This window comes from Parabacteroides sp. AF48-14 (genome assembly GCF_003477465.1).
Taxonomy (GTDB): domain Bacteria; phylum Bacteroidota; class Bacteroidia; order Bacteroidales; family Tannerellaceae; genus Parabacteroides; species Parabacteroides acidifaciens.
This window is the reverse complement of record NZ_QUDI01000009.1, coordinates 109897-127917: the sequence shown is the minus strand read 5'-3', so window position 1 is coordinate 127917 and position 18021 is coordinate 109897. Positions and strand designations below refer to the sequence as shown.

15 protein-coding genes and 3 pseudogenes are annotated in these 18021 nt (G+C 46.6%); 10 read left to right on the top strand and 8 right to left on the bottom strand.

Translation table 11 applies throughout. From position 1 onward, the window contains the following. From DW083_RS22095 to DW083_RS06355, 8 genes and pseudogenes are all read left to right on the top strand, one after another. The coding region (locus tag DW083_RS22095) for a DUF6383 domain-containing protein (RefSeq protein ID WP_233551799.1) at positions 1-949 on the top strand (949 nt) is incomplete at its 5' end. Positions 950-1371: 422 nt separating this feature from the next. Next, a complete protein-coding gene (locus tag DW083_RS22090; protein ID WP_158582093.1) occupies positions 1372-1530 on the top strand; it encodes a hypothetical protein in 159 nt (52 codons plus the stop codon). Between the two features lie 58 nt (positions 1531-1588). Then, entirely contained in the window at positions 1589-2017 is a 429-nt protein-coding gene (locus DW083_RS06380; RefSeq protein WP_122331827.1) for a DUF5053 domain-containing protein, read from the top strand. Between the two features lie 235 nt (positions 2018-2252). After that, positions 2253-3017: a ParA family protein gene (locus tag DW083_RS06375; RefSeq protein ID WP_115500378.1), complete on the top strand. Its 765-nt coding sequence runs from the start codon at positions 2253-2255 to the stop codon at positions 3015-3017. 10 nt (positions 3018-3027) lie between these two features. Then, positions 3028-3917, top strand: a pseudogene (locus tag DW083_RS06370) (ParB/RepB/Spo0J family partition protein). 20 nt (positions 3918-3937) lie between these two features. Beyond that, complete coding sequence (locus DW083_RS06365; RefSeq protein WP_115500380.1) at positions 3938-4708, top strand: DUF5683 domain-containing protein; 771 nt, start codon at positions 3938-3940, stop codon at positions 4706-4708. A gap of 4 nt (positions 4709-4712) precedes the next feature. Next, positions 4713-6265 (top strand): annotated as a pseudogene (locus DW083_RS06360) (LysM peptidoglycan-binding domain-containing protein). Positions 6266-6387: 122 nt separating this feature from the next. Beyond that, positions 6388-8651 (top strand): annotated as a pseudogene (locus tag DW083_RS06355) (bifunctional (p)ppGpp synthetase/guanosine-3',5'-bis(diphosphate) 3'-pyrophosphohydrolase). Between the two features lie 4 nt (positions 8652-8655). Here DW083_RS06355 and DW083_RS06350 read toward each other — a convergent pair. The 4 genes from DW083_RS06350 to DW083_RS06335 all read right to left on the bottom strand — a co-directional run bounded on the left by DW083_RS06350 (position 8656) and on the right by DW083_RS06335 (position 11446). Beyond that, a complete protein-coding gene (locus DW083_RS06350) occupies positions 8656-9609 on the bottom strand; it encodes a calcium/sodium antiporter (RefSeq protein WP_122331826.1) in 954 nt (317 codons plus the stop codon). Continuing rightward, positions 9609-10004: a DUF3127 domain-containing protein gene (locus DW083_RS06345; protein ID WP_115500384.1), complete on the bottom strand. Its 396-nt coding sequence runs from the start codon at positions 10002-10004 to the stop codon at positions 9609-9611. The genes DW083_RS06350 and DW083_RS06345 overlap by 1 nt, the downstream gene beginning before the upstream one ends. Positions 10005-10090: 86 nt before the next feature. Next, a complete protein-coding gene (locus DW083_RS06340; RefSeq protein ID WP_122331825.1) occupies positions 10091-10447 on the bottom strand; it encodes a MerR family transcriptional regulator in 357 nt (118 codons plus the stop codon). Between the two features lie 15 nt (positions 10448-10462). Then, on the bottom strand, positions 10463-11446 hold the full coding sequence (locus DW083_RS06335) for a M23 family metallopeptidase (protein ID WP_115500386.1): 984 nt from the start codon (positions 11444-11446) through the stop codon (positions 10463-10465). A 97-nt stretch (positions 11447-11543) separates the two neighbouring features. Here DW083_RS06335 and alaS point away from each other — a divergent pair, with 97 nt between their 5' ends. Beyond that, positions 11544-14171, top strand: a complete 2628-nt coding sequence (alaS, locus tag DW083_RS06330; protein WP_122331824.1) for an alanine--tRNA ligase — start codon at positions 11544-11546, stop codon at positions 14169-14171. Positions 14172-14348: 177 nt separating this feature from the next. After that, positions 14349-15413: a 3-dehydroquinate synthase gene (aroB, locus tag DW083_RS06325; protein ID WP_122331830.1), complete on the top strand. Its 1065-nt coding sequence runs from the start codon at positions 14349-14351 to the stop codon at positions 15411-15413. Here aroB and DW083_RS21960 read toward each other — a convergent pair. The 4 genes from DW083_RS21960 to DW083_RS06310 all read right to left on the bottom strand — a co-directional run bounded on the left by DW083_RS21960 (position 15389) and on the right by DW083_RS06310 (position 17568). Further along, positions 15389-15646 (bottom strand): hypothetical protein, encoded by a 258-nt coding sequence (locus DW083_RS21960; protein ID WP_147382101.1) that lies wholly within the window; start codon positions 15644-15646, stop codon positions 15389-15391. The genes aroB and DW083_RS21960 overlap by 25 nt on opposite strands. Before the next feature lie 341 nt (positions 15647-15987). Next, positions 15988-16293, bottom strand: a complete 306-nt coding sequence (locus tag DW083_RS06320) for a hypothetical protein (RefSeq protein ID WP_122331823.1) — start codon at positions 16291-16293, stop codon at positions 15988-15990. A gap of 25 nt (positions 16294-16318) precedes the next feature. After that, positions 16319-16843: a hypothetical protein gene (locus DW083_RS06315; protein WP_122331822.1), complete on the bottom strand. Its 525-nt coding sequence runs from the start codon at positions 16841-16843 to the stop codon at positions 16319-16321. A 65-nt stretch (positions 16844-16908) separates the two neighbouring features. Continuing rightward, positions 16909-17568, bottom strand: a complete 660-nt coding sequence (locus tag DW083_RS06310; RefSeq protein WP_233551794.1) for a GIY-YIG nuclease family protein — start codon at positions 17566-17568, stop codon at positions 16909-16911. Positions 17569-18021 lie beyond the last annotated feature (453 nt).

Sequence of the window (18021 nt, the reverse complement as noted above, 5' to 3'; positions counted from 1 at the left end):
TGGTGCTAAGGTTAAATCTCTTGTTTATGATGTTAACGATCAGAAAGCAACCGTAAATGCCCAGACCGGTATTTTAGAATCATCTGAAGTTACTGTTAAGAACGACCTGTTCTACGTAGCTACAGAACCGACTCCTGCCAGCCTGTTCACAGCTCCGAAACACGTACAGTTGAAGGCTATCAACGGCGACATGGTTGCTGTAGGTAAAGACAACTTCGGTGCTGTTGCTCGTGAAGGTGACTTGAAAGCTGCTTACGAAAAGGTAGACTTCACATTCTATCTGGATACAGCTCGCTACACAGACAATGAAGGTAAGGATCTGGTAACTCCGACTTACTATGTAACCAAAGGCTTTGCCGCTGATACAACAGCTAAGATTGATGCTTACAGATTGTATATGTGTGTTGCTTCTGACTCTGCAAGTGCTGCTAAGGTTAATCCTGAACAATATTCTTATGACAATAAGACAAGAATCCAGTTCCGCAACGTTGTTCGCTACGGTGCAGATTCTCTGATCGTCAACAATATTGCAAAGGCTGATACTTTGAAGGAAGCTAAGACAAATATCTACCGCTTCAACTTCTTGGTAGACAAAGACAACGAAGGTTACTACAACATCCTGAACGGTAACAATTATGTTCAGAATGTAAACGGCGTATTGGTTGTTACCGGTAACCAGGCTGATGCTTTGAAGGTCGCTGTAGAAACAGCAGAAGCTCCGACAGCCAACGAATCTGCTCCTTCTGTAACAGAAGTAACAGTGATCGCTGCTGAAGGTAATGTTCAGATCATCGGTGCTGCCGGCAAGAAAGTTGTTATCACTAACATCTTAGGCCAGACAGTCGCTAACACAGTCATCACTTCTGACAACGCAACCATCGCTGCTCCTGCCGGTGTAGTCGTAGTTGCTATCGAAGGCGAAGAAGCTGTAAAAGCAATCGTAAAATAAGAATGAAATTATAATCAAATAATTCGACCGCGCGGGGTTGTGCGGGATGCGCGTAGAGACGGACGGCCGTCCGTCTCTACATTACGGATGAATATCCGTTTATCCCATACCAATGCCAATTACCCTGCGACAGGCGAACAAGCGGTCAGATTTAATATTAATAATACTAAAGTAATGAAATTAAAAGTTCATCTGCTTTTCCCTCTGTGAAGACCGAATGCAGACACAAAACAAGCCCCGACAGTTTGAATGCTGCCGGGGCTTCGTTTTTATTTTCCATGAAAAGGTGCTTTCCGTCAAAAGAGAGCATCCATAACGTGATACTGCTATCACAAAAATAATCTAAAAAAGCTTCGTTAATAATCAAAAGGTTATTATCTTTGTGGTGTTATCATGATGACGCTTGAAGGGCTAAAGGCCGGATGGAAGACCTGATTGGCCAATTAGACTTCCATTCCCGCTTCTACTCCATGATTCTGGCCGATGAAATGGCTACGGAAGCGGAACTACTTGAAGCTATTGATGAAATGCTGGACGAGTACATTGAACTTCGAGAGCAGATTCACAAACTTCAAGGTTGAACAGAAGGGGAGCCTGGCCAAGGCTTCCCTGTCTGCTCAATCTAAAAAAACAGGAGGAATGAAAATGAATGCGAAACAGAAATTGAATGATTTAATAGCAGAGTATTGTCTTTTGAAAACGGAAGAAGAACGTACGGCATTTGATAACAAGATGAAGCAAATGTTGGCTGAGATGGATCCGGAAGAACGAAAATCTTTCCGCATGGCTTTTCTTGAGTCTGCAAAGATAGCTTTGTCTGATGCGCGAGCTATTAAGGAGGATGTGGATTTTCGTTTGCAACTGAACGGTATAGAGGAGTATTTATCCCTTTCCAAAATCGCCGAAGATTACTTTGGTAAAAGCCGTAGCTGGTTGTATCAGCGTATTAATGGTTTAAATGTAAATGGTAAACCTGCACAGTTTACGGAAGAAGAAAAAAAACGTTTTGGAGAAGCTCTTCAAGATATTAGTCGTCGTATAAAAGATACAGCTGTTCGATTTAATTGATAAAACTTATAAATATGCTTTTGGCAGGTTATATTCTTTGTTGTAGCTTTCGTTATCATTCCTAAAAAATACACCTCATTCCGCTCATTTGAAATAAGTTATTAAATATTCTGATTATATTTGCAAGTTATCAACAGGAAAGACGACTTTTCAACAAAACAGGCATTGTTTTCGTTGAACGGGTTTGTGTTAGGTTTTTAATGTTTAGTTTTGCTCCCGAATAAATAGACAAAGTATGGGAAAGATTATCGCTTTAGCAAATCAGAAAGGTGGGGTAGGTAAGACTACCACTACGATTAATCTGGCTGCGTCACTGGCTGCACTCGAGAAAAAAGTGCTGGTGGTGGATGCGGATCCGCAGGCTAATGCTTCGTCGGGGTTGGGGGTGGATATCCGGAATGTGGAACTCTCCATCTACGAATGCCTGGTCAACGGTGACGATCCGAAAGGGGCTATTACCAATACAGAGGTGGAAGGATTGGATATTATCCCTTCCCATATCGACCTCGTGGGTGCGGAGATTGAAATGCTGAACATGGAGAACCGGGAACAGATATTGAAACAAGTGCTGGTCCCGCTGAAAGACCGGTATGATTATATCCTGATCGACTGTTCTCCCTCTTTGGGCCTGATCACGGTGAACGCCCTTACGGCTGCCGATTCGGTGATGATACCCGTTCAATGCGAATATTTTGCGCTGGAAGGTATCAGCAAACTGTTGAATACGATAAAGATTATCAAATCGAAGCTGAATCCCGCTTTGGAGATCGAAGGCTTCCTGCTGACGATGTACGATTCGCGTCTTCGTCTGGCCAACCAGATATACGAAGAGGTGAAACGTCCGTTCCGGGACCTGGTTTTCACAACCGTTATTCAGCGTAACGTCAAATTAAGCGAAGCTTCCAGCTACGGCAAACCTGTGTTGCTTTACGATGCCGAGTCGAAGGGAGCCCTTAATCATATGCAGCTTGCACAGGAGCTGATAGATAAGAACAAATAATTCATAAGAGATGGCAGTAATGAAAAGATCGGCACTTGGCCGCGGATTAGATGCTTTGATAACGATGGACGACCTGAAGACGGGCGGTTCATCGTCTATTAGTGAAATAGAGCTGAGTAAAATCCAGCCCAATCCGGATCAACCCCGTTCTGTTTTTGAGGAAGAGACACTCGAGGAGCTGGCTACTTCCATCCGTTCCTTAGGCGTCATCCAGCGATAACGCTGAAAGAGACAGGGCCGGACAAATATATGATTATCTCCGGTGAACGCCGTTACCGGGCCTCTTTGAAAGCCGGGTTGGAGCGTATCCCCGCCTATATTAAGACCGCTGCCGACGAGAATGTCGTCGAAATGGCGCTGATCGAGAATATCCAGCGTGAAGACCTGAACTCGATCGAAATTGCCCTGGCTTACCAGAAGTTGATCGACAGCTACGGGCTGACGCAGGAGAAACTGAGCGAACGTGTCGGAAAGAAACGGGCGACGATCGCCAACTACCTCCGCCTCCTGAAACTTCCTGCCGAGATACAGATGGGGCTGAAGGATAAAAAGATCGACATGGGACATGCCCGTGCGTTGCTTCCCGTCGAAGATCCGGAAGTGCAGCTGGCCCTTTACGAGCAGATACTGGCGGAAGGATTGTCGGTGCGCAACGTGGAAGAGATCGTACGTGGCGGTGTAGATGCGGCAGCCCTTGAACAGGCAAAGAAAGAAAAGTCTGCCGAGCGGAAACCGAGATTGCCGGAGGAGTTCAACTTGTTGAAGGATCATCTGTCCAGTTTCTTCAATACGAAAGTACAATTGGTGTGTAACGATAAAGGAAAAGGTAAAATCACGATCCCCTTTGCATCGGAAGATGAACTGGAACGGCTGATCGGCCTGTTGGATAAGTTGAAATGAGAAACGGAAGAGTGATTCGGATGAGCCAAAAGATAAACAAAGTAATACTTATATTAGCCCTACTGTGTAGCTGTGTGTGGACCGGCTATGCACAAACGGAGATTACGGCAAAGCCGGATACGGTGATACCCCGCGATTCGGTTGTTACGGCTGTGGTTCCGACTCCGGGGGAAACAGCGGCCTCCGATTCGACAGTAAAAGCTGTGCTTTCGGCTGCCGACTCGTTACCCCAGCCCAAAGTGAAATTGAACGAGTTCAAGCCGGACCCAAACAAAGCCTTGCTTTATGCGTTGGTGCCGGGTTTGGGACAGATTTATAATAAGAAGTATTGGAAACTCCCGTTGGTGTATGGTGCCTTTATGGGATGTATGTATGCCATCACGTGGAATAACAAGAACTATAAGGATTATTCCGGTGCATATTTCGATATAATGGAGGACTACAGTAAGGTCCTGCAGGGACAGCAACCGGGGCATGAACCCTATGAGGGGCCCTGGAGTGATAGTTGGACGATCTTTGTGCCTGTCGGACAGGAGAGTTCGTATGTCTCGAACACCCAGTTCCAAGAGAACCTGAAGCGGCGGAAAGACTATTTTCGCCGTTACAGGGATTTGAGTATTATTATTACGGTAGGCGTGTACGCGATCAGTATAATCGATGCGTATGTGGACGCCCAGCTGTTTGACTTTGACATTTCTCCGGACCTGAGTATGCATTGGTCGCCGGAGGTTACGCCGAAGACCCGCTATACGCAGGCTTCGTACGGATTGAATTGCAGTTTTAAGTTCTAACATCATGAATAAAAACCTACTTATCCTATTCTGCCTGTTCTGCCTGATACAGCTATCCCGTGCACAGGATGCCATATTCGGCGAACCGCAGCATTCGACATTATCGACAGACTCGCTGTCTGACGTAGTGGGCCTGATACCTGAGAGCCTGGATGCCAATGTAGATAGTCTGTTGCATTCCTGGCACGTGCAATATTTTTCGAAAGTGGACGAATATTGCCATGATGACGAGGAGAATGTTTATTTTCCTGATTCCGTTTATATCGAACGCCTGGAACGTCTGCCAAGCGTGATCCGTCTGCCTACAACGAGGTGGTACGGGATTGTATTGATTTGTATGCCGCCCGCAAGCGCGACCTGGTGCGCTATATGTTGGGAATGGCAGACTTCTATTTTCCGATAATCGAGCAGGTGTTGGACAAGCACAATCTGCCTTTGGAACTGAAATACCTGGCTGTAGTCGAAAGTGCCCTGAATCCTGTTGCCCTTTCCCGTGTGGGAGCTTGCGGGTTGTGGCAGTTCATGCTACCGACCGGAAAGATATACGGCCTGGAGATAAACAGCCTGCTGGACGAGCGCCGCGACCCGGAAAAGGCAACCGAGGCTGCCTGTAAATACTTTGAAGACATGTATGCCATCTATGGCGACTGGAACCTGGTGCTGGCTTCCTATAACTGTGGCCCGGGTAACGTGAACAAGGCGATCCGCCGTTCCGGCGGCAAGACCGACTTCTGGGAGATCTTCCGCTATCTGCCCCGTGAGACGCGTTCGTATGTGCCGCTGTTCATTGCGGCCAACTACATCATGAATTATTATTGCGATCATAATATCTGCCCGTTGCAGACCAGCTTGCCGTTAGCGACCGATACGGTGATGGTGAGCAGTATGCTTCATCTGCAACAGGTTTCCGATGTGCTGGGTGTGGACATCGAACAGCTTCGCGCCCTCAATCCGCAATATAAGCGGGATATTATCCCCGGAAATACGAAACCGTCCGTGTTGAAGCTTCCCGCTAACCAGACATATGCCTTTGTTGACAAGGAAGATACCGTTTATACGCACCGGATCGAAGAACTTCTGGCGAACTGTGTGCCAGTCAATGCCGACGACGGATCGAAGAATCTGAGGCTCGAGAAGATCACGCACGTGGTTGCTTCCGGAGAAAACATCTATACCATCGCAAACCGCTACGGTGTGACCCCGAAAGATATCCGTAAATGGAACGGATTGAAGTCGAACCGCGTCGGTAGAGGAGCCCGCCTGCGCTTGCATGTCGATAACGGAGGAGTGACTTTTGCTTCTGCCAAGACACAGAAGGCGGAGAAAACAGAACCTGCCAAGGCTGTGCAGAAAGCGACTCCTGTCGCTACAAAGAGCAACCTGACCGCCCGCGCTACCGGTGGCAAGAGCCATACGTACACCGTACAGTCCGGAGACTCCCTGTATTCTATAGCCAAGAAATATCCGGGCGTTTCTACGAACGACTTGCAAAAGGTTAACGGGCTGACCAGCACTGATATCCGTCCCGGACAAGTCCTGAAAATACCTGTCGTCTAACTTTTTCTGTCGCTTTCGGGAATATATAAGCAAATATTTATATATATTTGCCTAATACACGTTTTAAATACGGAAGGGCAGTCAATATGAGCGACATAAATAATACAAAAGACACAACAGAGATGCTGCCGGCGCAGGAGGCTAAACCTGTCCTCTCGCCGGACGAACAGATGATACAGGACGGCTTTGACGAGCTGTTGCAGGATTATCTAAAATCAAACCATCGACGTAAGGTGGAACGTATAACGAAGGCGTTCAACTTTGCCAATCAGGCGCATGCAGGCGTGAAACGCCGTTCAGGCGAACCTTATATCATGCACCCGATAGCGGTGGCGCGTGTCGTTTGCCGCGAGATGGGATTGGGGTCGACATCCATCTGTTCGGCTTTGTTGCACGATGTTGTGGAAGATACCGAATATACGGTTGAGGATATTAAGGACATGTTCGGCGAGAAGATCGCCCAGATTGTGGACGGTCTGACGAAGATATCCGGCGGTATTTTCGGAGAACAGGCTTCGGCACAGGCGGAGAACTTCCGGAAGTTGCTGTTGACTATGAGCGACGATATCCGGGTGATCCTGATCAAGATAGCCGATCGCCTCCATAATATGCGTACGTTGGGTTCCATGTTGCCCGCGAAGCAGTTTAAGATTGCCGGTGAAACGCTTTACCTCTATGCTCCCTTAGCGCACCGTCTGGGGCTTTTTACCATTAAGACGGAACTGGAAGACCTGAGCTTCAAATACGAACATCCGCAGGAATATGCCTTTATCAACTGAAACTGAAATCGACCGAGGCTGCCCGTAACACCTTGTTCGAGCATTTCGCCGTGCCGGTGGACAAGAAATTGAAGGAAATGGGGTTGGACTATGAGATGCGCGCCCGTGTTAAGTCCGCCTATTCCATCTGGAACAAGATGGACAGTAAAGGCGTCAGCTTTGAGGATATCTACGATATATACGCTGTCCGCATTATCTTCGACCCGCTGCCGGGAGTGGATGAGAAAAACCAGTGCTGGGACATCTACTCCGCTATCACCGATATTTACCGTATCCGTCCCGACCGTATCCGCGACTGGGTGAGCCGTCCGAAAGCAAACGGTTACCAGGCGTTGCACCTGACCGTGATGGGACCCGACGGACAGTGGGTGGAGATACAGATCCGCAGCCGCCGTATGGACGAGATTGCCGAGAAAGGTTTTGCCGCCCATTGGAAATATAAAGAGCATAATGTGGAAGAAGATACGGAGCTCGATAAATGGTTGCAGACCATTACCGAGATTCTGGAAAGCCCGGACCCGAATGCGCTCGACTTCTTAGACACGATCAAATTGAATCTTTTCACCTCTGAAATATTTGTCTTTACCCCGAAAGGAGATATCAAGACGTTGCCGCAGGGGGCGACGGCACTCGACTTTGCCTATGCCCTCCACTCGGATATCGGTAATAAATGTATCGGGGCGAAGGTGAACCACCGGCTGGTTCCGTTAAGCCATCAGTTGGCAAGCGGCGACCAGGTGGAAGTCCTGACTTCCCGTTCGCAGACCCCCCAGCCGGAATGGTTGAACTTCGTGACGACAGCCAGGGCGCGTGCCCGCATCGACGGTATCCTGAAGAAGGGCCGTAAAGAAGCGGCAAAAGAAGGGGAGCTCAAGGTGATCGAAGCCCTTAAACGCAGCGCGCTGGAGGTCAATACGTCCAATCTGGATAAGCTCTGTATGTATTACGGTTTCTCCAAGCGTGAAGAGTTCTTCTATTCCGTGGAGAAAGGGGAGGTTATCTTGCCGGAGAATCTCGGCAAGCTGTTGAAGGAGAAAACGGACAACGTCTTGTTCAAGTATGTGAAACAGGCGCTCCGTGTCGCTACAAAGGCGACTACCGGCAAGAAAGAGGAAGACGAAAAAGAGCAACCGAAGGAAAAGCCGAAATATGATAAGAAGAAACCTTATATCCTGAAGGAGGAGGCTTTCGAACGCAATTATGTGATTGCCGACTGTTGCAAACCGATTCCGGGAGATGAGTCTTTGGGCTTTATCAACGACGACGGCAATGTGGTGGTCCACAAACGTTCCTGCCCGATCGCCATGCGCCTGAAAAGCAGCTTTGGCGAGCGCATCCTGAACACGGAATGGAGCAGCCATCATTCTTCGTTTGAGGCGACGCTCGAGATCAAGGGCATCGATTCGATGGGAGTGCTCAATACGATCACCCGTACGATCTCCGATGATTTCAATGTCAACATCATCCGTTTATTGATAGAGGCCAAAGACGGTGTGTTCGAAGGGAAGGTGAAGATGAAGGTGCACGATGTGGAGGATATCCAGCGGATGTGCGTCACCCTTTCAAAGATAAAGAACATCAAGTCCGTTGCCCGTGTAGCGGATTGAGCTATCAGGCAATGGAGATCAGATAGGCCGTGTAGCCGATGTAGCAGGCAATCATCGCAATCCCTTCGATCCGTGTAATCGTCCGTTTCTTGAAGAACCATCCGAAGATGTAAAGCAGCACGCACGAACCGATCAGCACGCCGAGGTCCAGATTTGTAATGCCCTGTATATTGAGCGGACTGATAGTCGCGCTGCATCCTAAGACGAAGAATATATTGAAAAGGTTGGAACCGATTACGTTTCCGATAGCCATTTCCGGATTCTTCTTTAGGGCGGCAACAACCGAGGTTGCTAATTCCGGCAGTGAAGTCCCTCCGGCAACCAGTGTCAGGCCGATAATAGATTCGCTGATACCTAAGCTGCGGGCGATTTCCGAGGCTCCGCTGACAAAGAACTGTCCGCCGTAGACCAATCCTGCTAAACCGCCGGCAATGAACAGGACGGACTTCCAGACAGGCATATCCTTGATTTCCGACTCGCCTTCGCTACTGCCGTTGTGGGCGATGGCGAACGTATATCCTAAGAAGATAAGGAAAAAGCACAACAGGAGCATACCGTCGCTGCTGCTGATCGTATTGGTCGCCGCTTTGTTGATCAGCACATCGTTTGCACAGATGAACAAGACGACGGAGGCCAGTATGCAAAGCGGGATTTCCTTGCTTAACGTACCTTTGGTTACACTGATCGGGACGATAGCGGCTGTACAACCTACAATCATCAGCGTGTTGAAGATATTACTTCCGACAACATTCCCGATCGCCATGTCCGCGCTACCTTTCAGCGCCGAAACGACACTGACAGTCAACTCCGGGGCGGATGTCCCGAAAGCTACGATTGTCAACCCGATCACCAAGCTGGAGATATGAAAGCGTTTGGCAATCGAGGCAGCCCCGTCGGTCAGTGCGTTTGCACCGACCAGGATAAGGAGCAATCCTCCGATCAAAAGGACGATATTCATCAGAATGGCAGGTCGTCGATCGGGTTAGCTGGACCGAAATCGGGAGCGGCTGATACGGCAGGAGCGGAGGCCGGTACGACGTTTTCCGGAGTCATGGCACCCGGTGCTGATTGAGGTGCGGCGGCCATCGGGCGTTCAACTTTCCAGGCACTGATGTTTGTAAACCAACGTCCCTGATATTCGCGGCTGTCTATGTCGAAAGAAACTGTAAGTTCTTCTCCGGGCTGTATGGCTGCCTGCTCGATGCGGTCTGCACCGAAGATCTGGAAGCATACTTTCTTGGGGTATTGGTCATGTGTTTCCAGGACATACTCCTGCTTTTTCCACTCGTTTCCACTTTTACTGATACCGCCTTGGACAGGCAGTACGGCGATGATTCTTCCCGTAATTTCCATGTTTATTGTTTTATTAAATTGCTGCGAAGGTACGATTTTCCGGCATAACAAGCTAATTCTTTGAGTCTGTTTTTACCTGCAGGAGGCTATTTGGGAGTGTCGAGAACCTCGAACGCATCCTTCATGGCGAGCAACTCTTCCTTGATTTGTTTCAACCTGTTCACGATCTCTTCGTGGCGGATGGTTGTGTCCGGGTTTTCTTTCAGCTTTTGCCGCGCCCCGGCCAGTGTCATGCCGCGTTCTTTCACCAGGTGATAGACCAGGCGTATGGCGTCGATATCTTCCTGGCGGTAGGAACGCGTTCCCTTGCCTGTCTTGCGCGGGCTGATCTGGTCGAATTCCTTTTCCCAGAAACGCAGTGTCGACTCGTTGACGTCGAACATCTGCGCCACCTCGCTGATGGAGAAATAGAGCTTTAGATTTTTATCTTTATTTAATGCCATCCTATTAAACAATGTTTAATCCATAACCTGGCCGTGATTTTCGGCAATCTGTATCATGCGGTCGTATTCTTCCGGAGTGAGGTCCATGTAGTAGTACTTGGACGGGTTGTCGTGTTTGCCGCGGACGATCACTTCGTAGTGGAGGTGCGGGCCGGTCGACTTACCGGTGTTTCCTACTTCACCGATCACTTCTCCGCGCTTCACCTTCTGTCCGACACGTGCACGGAACTTGCTCATGTGTCCGTAGAGTGTCTGGAAGCCGTGCCCGTGATTGATCATCAGACAGTTCCCGTATCCCTGTTTCCAGGCGGCGAAAGTGACGACGCCATCGCCGGTTGCATATATTTCCGTTCCTACTTTGGCGGAAAAGTCCATGCCGGAGTGGAAGCGGGGCGTACGATAGATCGGGTCGATGCGGACACCGTAACCGGATGCCGTACGTTTCAGGTCTTTATTCGAGATCGGCTGGATAGCCGGGATACATTTGCTTCGTTCCTCCTGATTCTTGCCGAGTGTGATCAGCTCTTCCAGCGAATTGGATTGTACATAAAGCTGTTTGCTCAGCATATCCATTTTTTTGGTGGTCGCAACGACCAAGTCCGGATTGGACAGGCTCATCAACTGCTCGTAACGGTTCGAACCTCCGAAGCCGGATTTGCGGACGGATTCGGGAATGGATTCCGCCTGGAAGATGGCACGGTACAGGTTTTCATCACGCTGTTGTATATCGTCCAGCACTTCCAATGCATTGGTCAGGCGTAGCGAAAGCACCTCATACTGTGTCTGTAACAGCTTGTTTTCCTTCTTTAGAAGCGATTCGACGGGCGAGTCGAACGTGCGTGAAAGGATATAGAAAATGCCTACACCAATCGCAATACCGATACTCAAATGTCGGAGTACACCGAAAAAACGGTCTTTGGCGGAGGGGTAAACACGTTCGTAACTGAGCGTGTTGGGGTTATATAAGTAATATGTTTTTCTGCTTTTAAATAGTTTCATCAAATATTTTCTTGCTTGGATACGTGCAAAAATAATAATTTGCTGTACTTTTGCAAATTGTTTTTCAGAATATTAACGAGACTATATAGAATAGATTATGTTGACAGCAAAAGAAATCCGTGAATCATTTAAAGACTTCTTCGCTTCCAAGCAGCACCAGATTGTGCCTTCTGCTCCGATGGTAGTGAAGGGTGACCCTACATTGATGTTTACCAATGCAGGTATGAACCAGTTCAAAGATATAATCCTGGGGAACGTACCCCGTAAATATCCACGTGTCGCGGATTCACAAAAGTGTCTTCGCGTAAGCGGCAAGCATAACGACCTGGAAGAGGTGGGACACGATACGTACCACCATACCATGTTCGAGATGTTGGGTAACTGGTCGTTCGGTGACTATTTCAAACAGGAAGCGATCAATTGGGCATGGGAATACTTGGTAGACGTGCTGAAGCTGAACCCCGACCGCCTGTATGCAACCGTATTCGAAGGAAGCCCTGCCGAAGGCCTTTCGCGCGATGACGAAGCAGCTGGATATTGGGAACAATACTTGCCGGCAGACCATATCATCAATGGTAACAAACACGATAACTTCTGGGAAATGGGCGATACAGGTCCTTGCGGTCCCTGCTCAGAAATCCATATCGACCTCCGTACGGACGAAGAACGTGCCGCTGTCCCCGGACAGGAGATGGTGAACAAAGATCATCCGCAGGTGATCGAAATCTGGAACCTTGTGTTCATGCAATATAACCGCAAGGCTGACGGTTCGCTGGAACCGCTGCCTGCCCGTGTAATCGATACCGGTATGGGATTCGAACGTCTGTGCATGGCTTTGCAGGGAAAAACGTCCAACTACGATACGGATGTCTTCCAGCCGATCATCAAAGTGATTGCCGGTATGGCCGGTACGACTTATGGCAAGGATAAACAACAGGATGTGGCTATGCGTGTGATCGCCGACCATATCCGTACGATCGCTTTCGCGATTACCGACGGCCAGTTGCCATCCAATGCCAAGGCCGGTTATGTGATCCGCCGAATCTTGCGCCGTGCCGTTCGTTACGGCTATACGTTCCTGGATCGCAAAGAATCCTTTATGTATAAGCTGCTGCCGGTGCTGATCGAAACGATGGGCGATGCCTATCCCGAACTGATCGCACAGAAGTCGCTGATTGAAAAGGTGATCAAGGAAGAAGAAGAATCTTTCCTCCGTACGCTGGAAACCGGTATCCGTCTGCTGGATAAGAAGATGGAAGAAACGAAGGCTGCCGGTAAGACTGTGATCAGCGGTGTGGACGCCTTTACTTTATATGACACATACGGATTCCCCTTGGATTTGACTGAACTGATCCTGCGCGAAAACGGTATGGAAGCTAATATCGACGAGTTTAACGTCGAAATGCAGAAGCAGAAAGACCGTGCCCGCAATGCTGCCGCGATCGAAACAGGCGACTGGGTGGTGCTGAAAGAAGGCGAATGCAAGTTCGTGGGTTACGACCTGTTCGAATGCGACGCCGAAATCATGCGTTACCGCCAGATCAAACAGAAGAATAAGGTATTATATCAGATCGTTCTGGACCAGACTCCTTTCTATGCGGAAATGGGTGGACAGGTTGGCGATACCGGTTGGCTGATTGCCGACGGCGAAACGGTCGACGTGGTTGACACGAAGCGTGAAAACAACCTCCCGGTTCATCTGGTAACCAAACTGCCGAAGGATGTAACCGCTACTTTCACGGCTAAGATCAACGAAAAGAAACGTATCCAGTGCGAATGCAACCACTCTGCCACTCACCTGTTGCACGAGGCTTTGCGCGAAGTGCTGGGGACACATGTCGAACAGAAAGGTTCTTACGTTTCTCCCGAGTCGCTGCGTTTCGACTTCTCCCACTTCCAGAAAGTGACGGATGAGGAAATTCGCCAGGTAGAAAAGTTAGTGAGCGAAAAGATCCGTGCCGACTTCCCGTTGGAAGAACATCGCAGTATGCCGATCGCTGAGGCGAAGAAGTTAGGTGCGATGGCGTTGTTCGGTGAAAAGTATGGCGATGAAGTTCGTGTGGTTAAGTACGGCAGCTCTATCGAATTGTGCGGTGGTACGCATATTCCGGCAACCGGTATGATCGGTTCCCTGCGTGTGATCGCCGAAAGCTCTATCGCTGCCGGTGTCCGCCGTATCGAGGCAGTTACGGCCGAAGGAGCTGAGAACTATACTTTCATGTTGCAGGATTCCCTTCGTGAACTGCGCGCCATGTTCAACAATGTTCCGAACCTGGCACAGACCATCCGGAAATCCATTGAAGAAAATGCCGAACTGAAAAAGCAGGTAAGCGATTACGTGAAAGAGAAAGTTCAGCAGTTGAAGAAGGAATTGATTGCAAAGGCGGTTGAACGTCACGGTGTGAAACTGATCGTTTTCCGTGGTGAAGCCAGTGTGGAAGCAATCAAGGACCTGGCTTTCCAGATTAAGGGAGAAAGCAATACGGATGAAAAAGTATTCTTCGTAGCCGGAATCAAAGACGCTGATAAGTGCGCATTGACGGTTATGCTGAGCGATCCGTTGGTAGCGGAAGGCATGAATGCCGGTAAACTGGTGAAAGACGCAGCCAAACTGATCCAGGGCGGCGGCGGCGGACAGCCTCACTTTGCAACTGCCGGCGGAAAGAATCCGGACGGCCTGGCACAGGCTATCGAGCATATCCTCGAAGCAGCCGGTTTGAAATAAAGAACCGAATAAATAGTTGTTTCCCCTGCATGGAACTTTTGTTTCATGCAGGGGAAACTTTTGTTCCATGCCCATGAAACTTTTGTTTCCTGCCCATGGGATTTTCTTTTCCCCCGTTTTGATAATCGGATAACAAATAATACCTTTGCCGGAACGAAATTAATTAATAAGGACATTATGGCCGCTCAAAAAGTAGTAATCAGCAAAGACCTCAAAGCCGATTTGCAGGCGTTTTTTGCTTCTCTGAGTTATGATAAGCTCTTTATCCTGACCGATACGAATACACAAGATAAATGTTTCCCGCTGGTAAAAGATATCCCTGCCTTTCAGAATGCCCCTGTCATTACCGTGCAGGCAGGCGATACGCATAAGGACATCGAACAGGTCGCTTCTATCTGGTCGCGCCTTTCCAATGAAGGCGCTTCCCGCAATTCCCTGTTGGTCAACTTAGGAGGCGGCATGATTACCGATATGGGAGGTTTTGCAGGCGCAACTTTTAAACGGGGTTTGCGTACCGTCAATATCCCGACAACCCTGATGGCTTCTGTCGATGCTGCGGTGGGAGGGAAGACCGGCGTCAACTTCAACGGCTTGAAGAATGAGGTCGGTTCGTTCTATCCTCCCGAATGCGTTTTTATCGATTGCGAGTTTCTGCGTACGTTGGACCGTGATAACCTGTTGTCCGGCTATGCAGAAATGATCAAGCATGCGCTTATCAGTTCGATGGATATTTATGCGTCCGTGATGTTGTTCGACCTCGATGCGAAGATAGATTATGCTTTCCTGAATAAGATGGTGGCCCAGTCTGTCGCCGTGAAGGAACGCATTGTCGAGGAAGACCCGAAAGAACATGGTATCCGTAAGGCGCTTAACTTCGGCCATACGATCGGGCATGCCTACGAAAGCCTGTCGTTCCGGAAGAACCGCCCTCTGCTGCACGGACATGCTGTCGCTGCGGGTATTGTGAGCGAATTATATCTTTCTTATAAAGTTTGCGGATTCCCGATGGACAAACTGAGCCAGGTTGTTTATTACCTGAAGGAATATTATCCGGCTTTCGTCTTCGATTGCAATGATTATGACACCTTGTACGAACTGATGACGCACGATAAGAAAAACGAGGCGGGAATTATCAATTTTACCCTGCTTTCCCAAATCGGTGACGTTCAGATTAATCAGCAGGTCAGTAAGGAAAAAATCCTCGAATCGCTGGATTTTTACCGTGAAAGCTTTGGCGGATAACGAAAAATATTTACCTTTGCAGCCGTAAAACAAAGCGGGGTGTAGCTCAGCCCGGTTAGAGTACGCGTCTGGGGGAAGGATTCCCTAATTATTTTTTGATCTTTATTATTTATTAATATACAGGGAGTTAAGCTAAGCGGCTTAACTCCTTTTTCTTTTCCTTCTACCACTTTCCTAAAACATTCATGACATAATGGTGCAAATGAATGCAAATTCTCCAGTTCCTTTTTCATATTGTTCTTTTCTTTGATTTTGATCTAAAGGTCGGACCTTTTGTTTGTTGGAGCAACAAATTGTCAAAGATTCATGGATACTTCTTTGATTGTAAGTGACATCTTCTTATATTATTTATTCCCTTTAAGTATGATTTCTCTCCGTATAGGCTGTTTTCTTTTGTTTTTGAAAGGTGTTATTTCCTTTTGGGAAAATCTTGTGCTTCCTTTCAAATTTCTCCTTAAAACCTAATGAATTACAAATATTATCAATAAAAAAAGGACATCGATACGCCCTTTTTTATTATTATTCTTCTGAAGCTCGACTAACAAGACTTATACCACTAACATCATTCCAATGATCATGTATTACTTTCTTTTTCGATAACATTCAGTACTCGATCTATAGTTCCCATCGCGTGATCACTACGATCTTCGTTTCTTGAAATCAATTCAAAATCATCTATAGAAACTAATCCTTTTATATTTCTCTTTTTCATGTCTTTTTGTGATTTCTCTAAGTCTGTATAATTAACAGTCTTCTTTAATTCATTATTCTTCTGCAAATTCTCATAGGCTTTTTCAATAGGGATGATGCTTAAAATCTTCTCTATTCGTTCATTATCTAATCCTACCTTTTTCAAATGGGTGATTAGTTCTTCTTTCATCTTTTTCATTTCCATTTCTCTAACACTAAAAACGTTCGTAAGATGTGGAAAAGAATACTTTATTTTGCTTGGATAGTATGCCAATTTTGACTTTAATTATCAAATCTTTCGACTTTAACTCGTAGACATCAATCAAATGATTTTTACCTTCACTATGATAGCTAAATTTTGATTTGTACTTTTTTTCTAAAGCCTCAGTCACATCTTTCATATAATTTATATATATATCAAGCCAGTTTGTGGTGTAAGTGTTATCTTGATAGAACTCAATTATATTTTCTTTTTCATTGCACGTTAGGTAGAACCTATTGTATAGGATGTATATAACCATTTTTTGATCTATGTCTACAGGCATTTTCTGATAATATTTCATTTCCTGATTCGAATTAGAAGAGGATGGTCTTAACAAGCTATCCATTCGTTCAATTTTTACTTTTAATTTAGTTTGTTCATCTGCAAACTTTGCCATTTCTGCTAAAAAAGCATTATTTTGAGCGTAAGAGCTAAGAGATAAAACGCATAAAATAATTAAAAATGCTATCTTTTTCATTTTTTTCTATTTATTAGGTGATTACTTCTATTTAAATCTAAAGGTCGGACCATTTATTCATCTGGTCAACATTCTTCTAATGTATTTTCCCAACGGTCAGAAAGTTTCTCACCCTCATAAATCCAATAGGGAGTTGGGTGAGTTATATATGGCAATAATCGTTGTGTCGCGGCACTTAAAGACATGGTTTCTCCTTTATATTTTACCTTATTGCCTTCTACAACCTCTATTTCAACCTGATCATCATTCACAAATTTCAATATGGATCCGACAGGAATTTCCATCCTCTCAAAATTAAAGGCAGGTCTTTTCTTCTTCATTATTTCTCTTGCAACCTTCTCTTCCGTACTTACCTCGGCATCCAAATCGCTATTTACTTCTTTTTGCATGTTGTTTGGGCCCAATATCTCCAAAATCGCAATGACTCGCTCCGTATCTATTTTAAAAAACTCCCTATTAGGATTGATACGGTCTGGAGCAAAGGCTATATGCAAGGCTTTTTCTGCTTTGGCAAAGTCCTTTACCTCACAGGCATATACACATTCAAAAGGTAGTGGCACGCCGGTACTACTATATAATTCTTTCATTCTTTGAGCAATTTCCATCCTGGATGTCATTCCAATTTTGACAAGTCCTGGCATTGCAGGGTTCGTCAGTGCATAAACAATACCTACATTTTCCTCTTTCTTTGTTTCATTTCCATAATTCATTTCTTGATTTGCCATCTTTTTTAATAGTATTGATCAGTGCGTCATAATATAAAGTCCCATCTTTACCAACCTATCGGTTTCAAGGTCTTTTCTTACCTCTTTTCCCTTTTTTAATGTAGGTCATTTCATATAAAAGGCCGACCTTTATGTTCTCAATTTATTTTATAGGATGATGCGCTGGGCTATTTACTACAATACATTGATATTCCACCCAGTTTCGAAGAGGAAGTTAACAAAAAAGGAACGTGAAACTGTTAGTCTATCCCATTATTGAAGCTCTGGACTGCTCTGTACAAAGGATAAACGTAACAGTCCACGCTCCTTATACTATAATCCTATTGGATAGTAGCATAACAAAGCATGGACGTTACTTATTTATCTCCCTTTGTACATGAAATTGTCCAGATCTCAATAATTGGGAAATATCTAAACGCCCTGTCCGTTCCTTACGGACAGAACAAAAGTAAT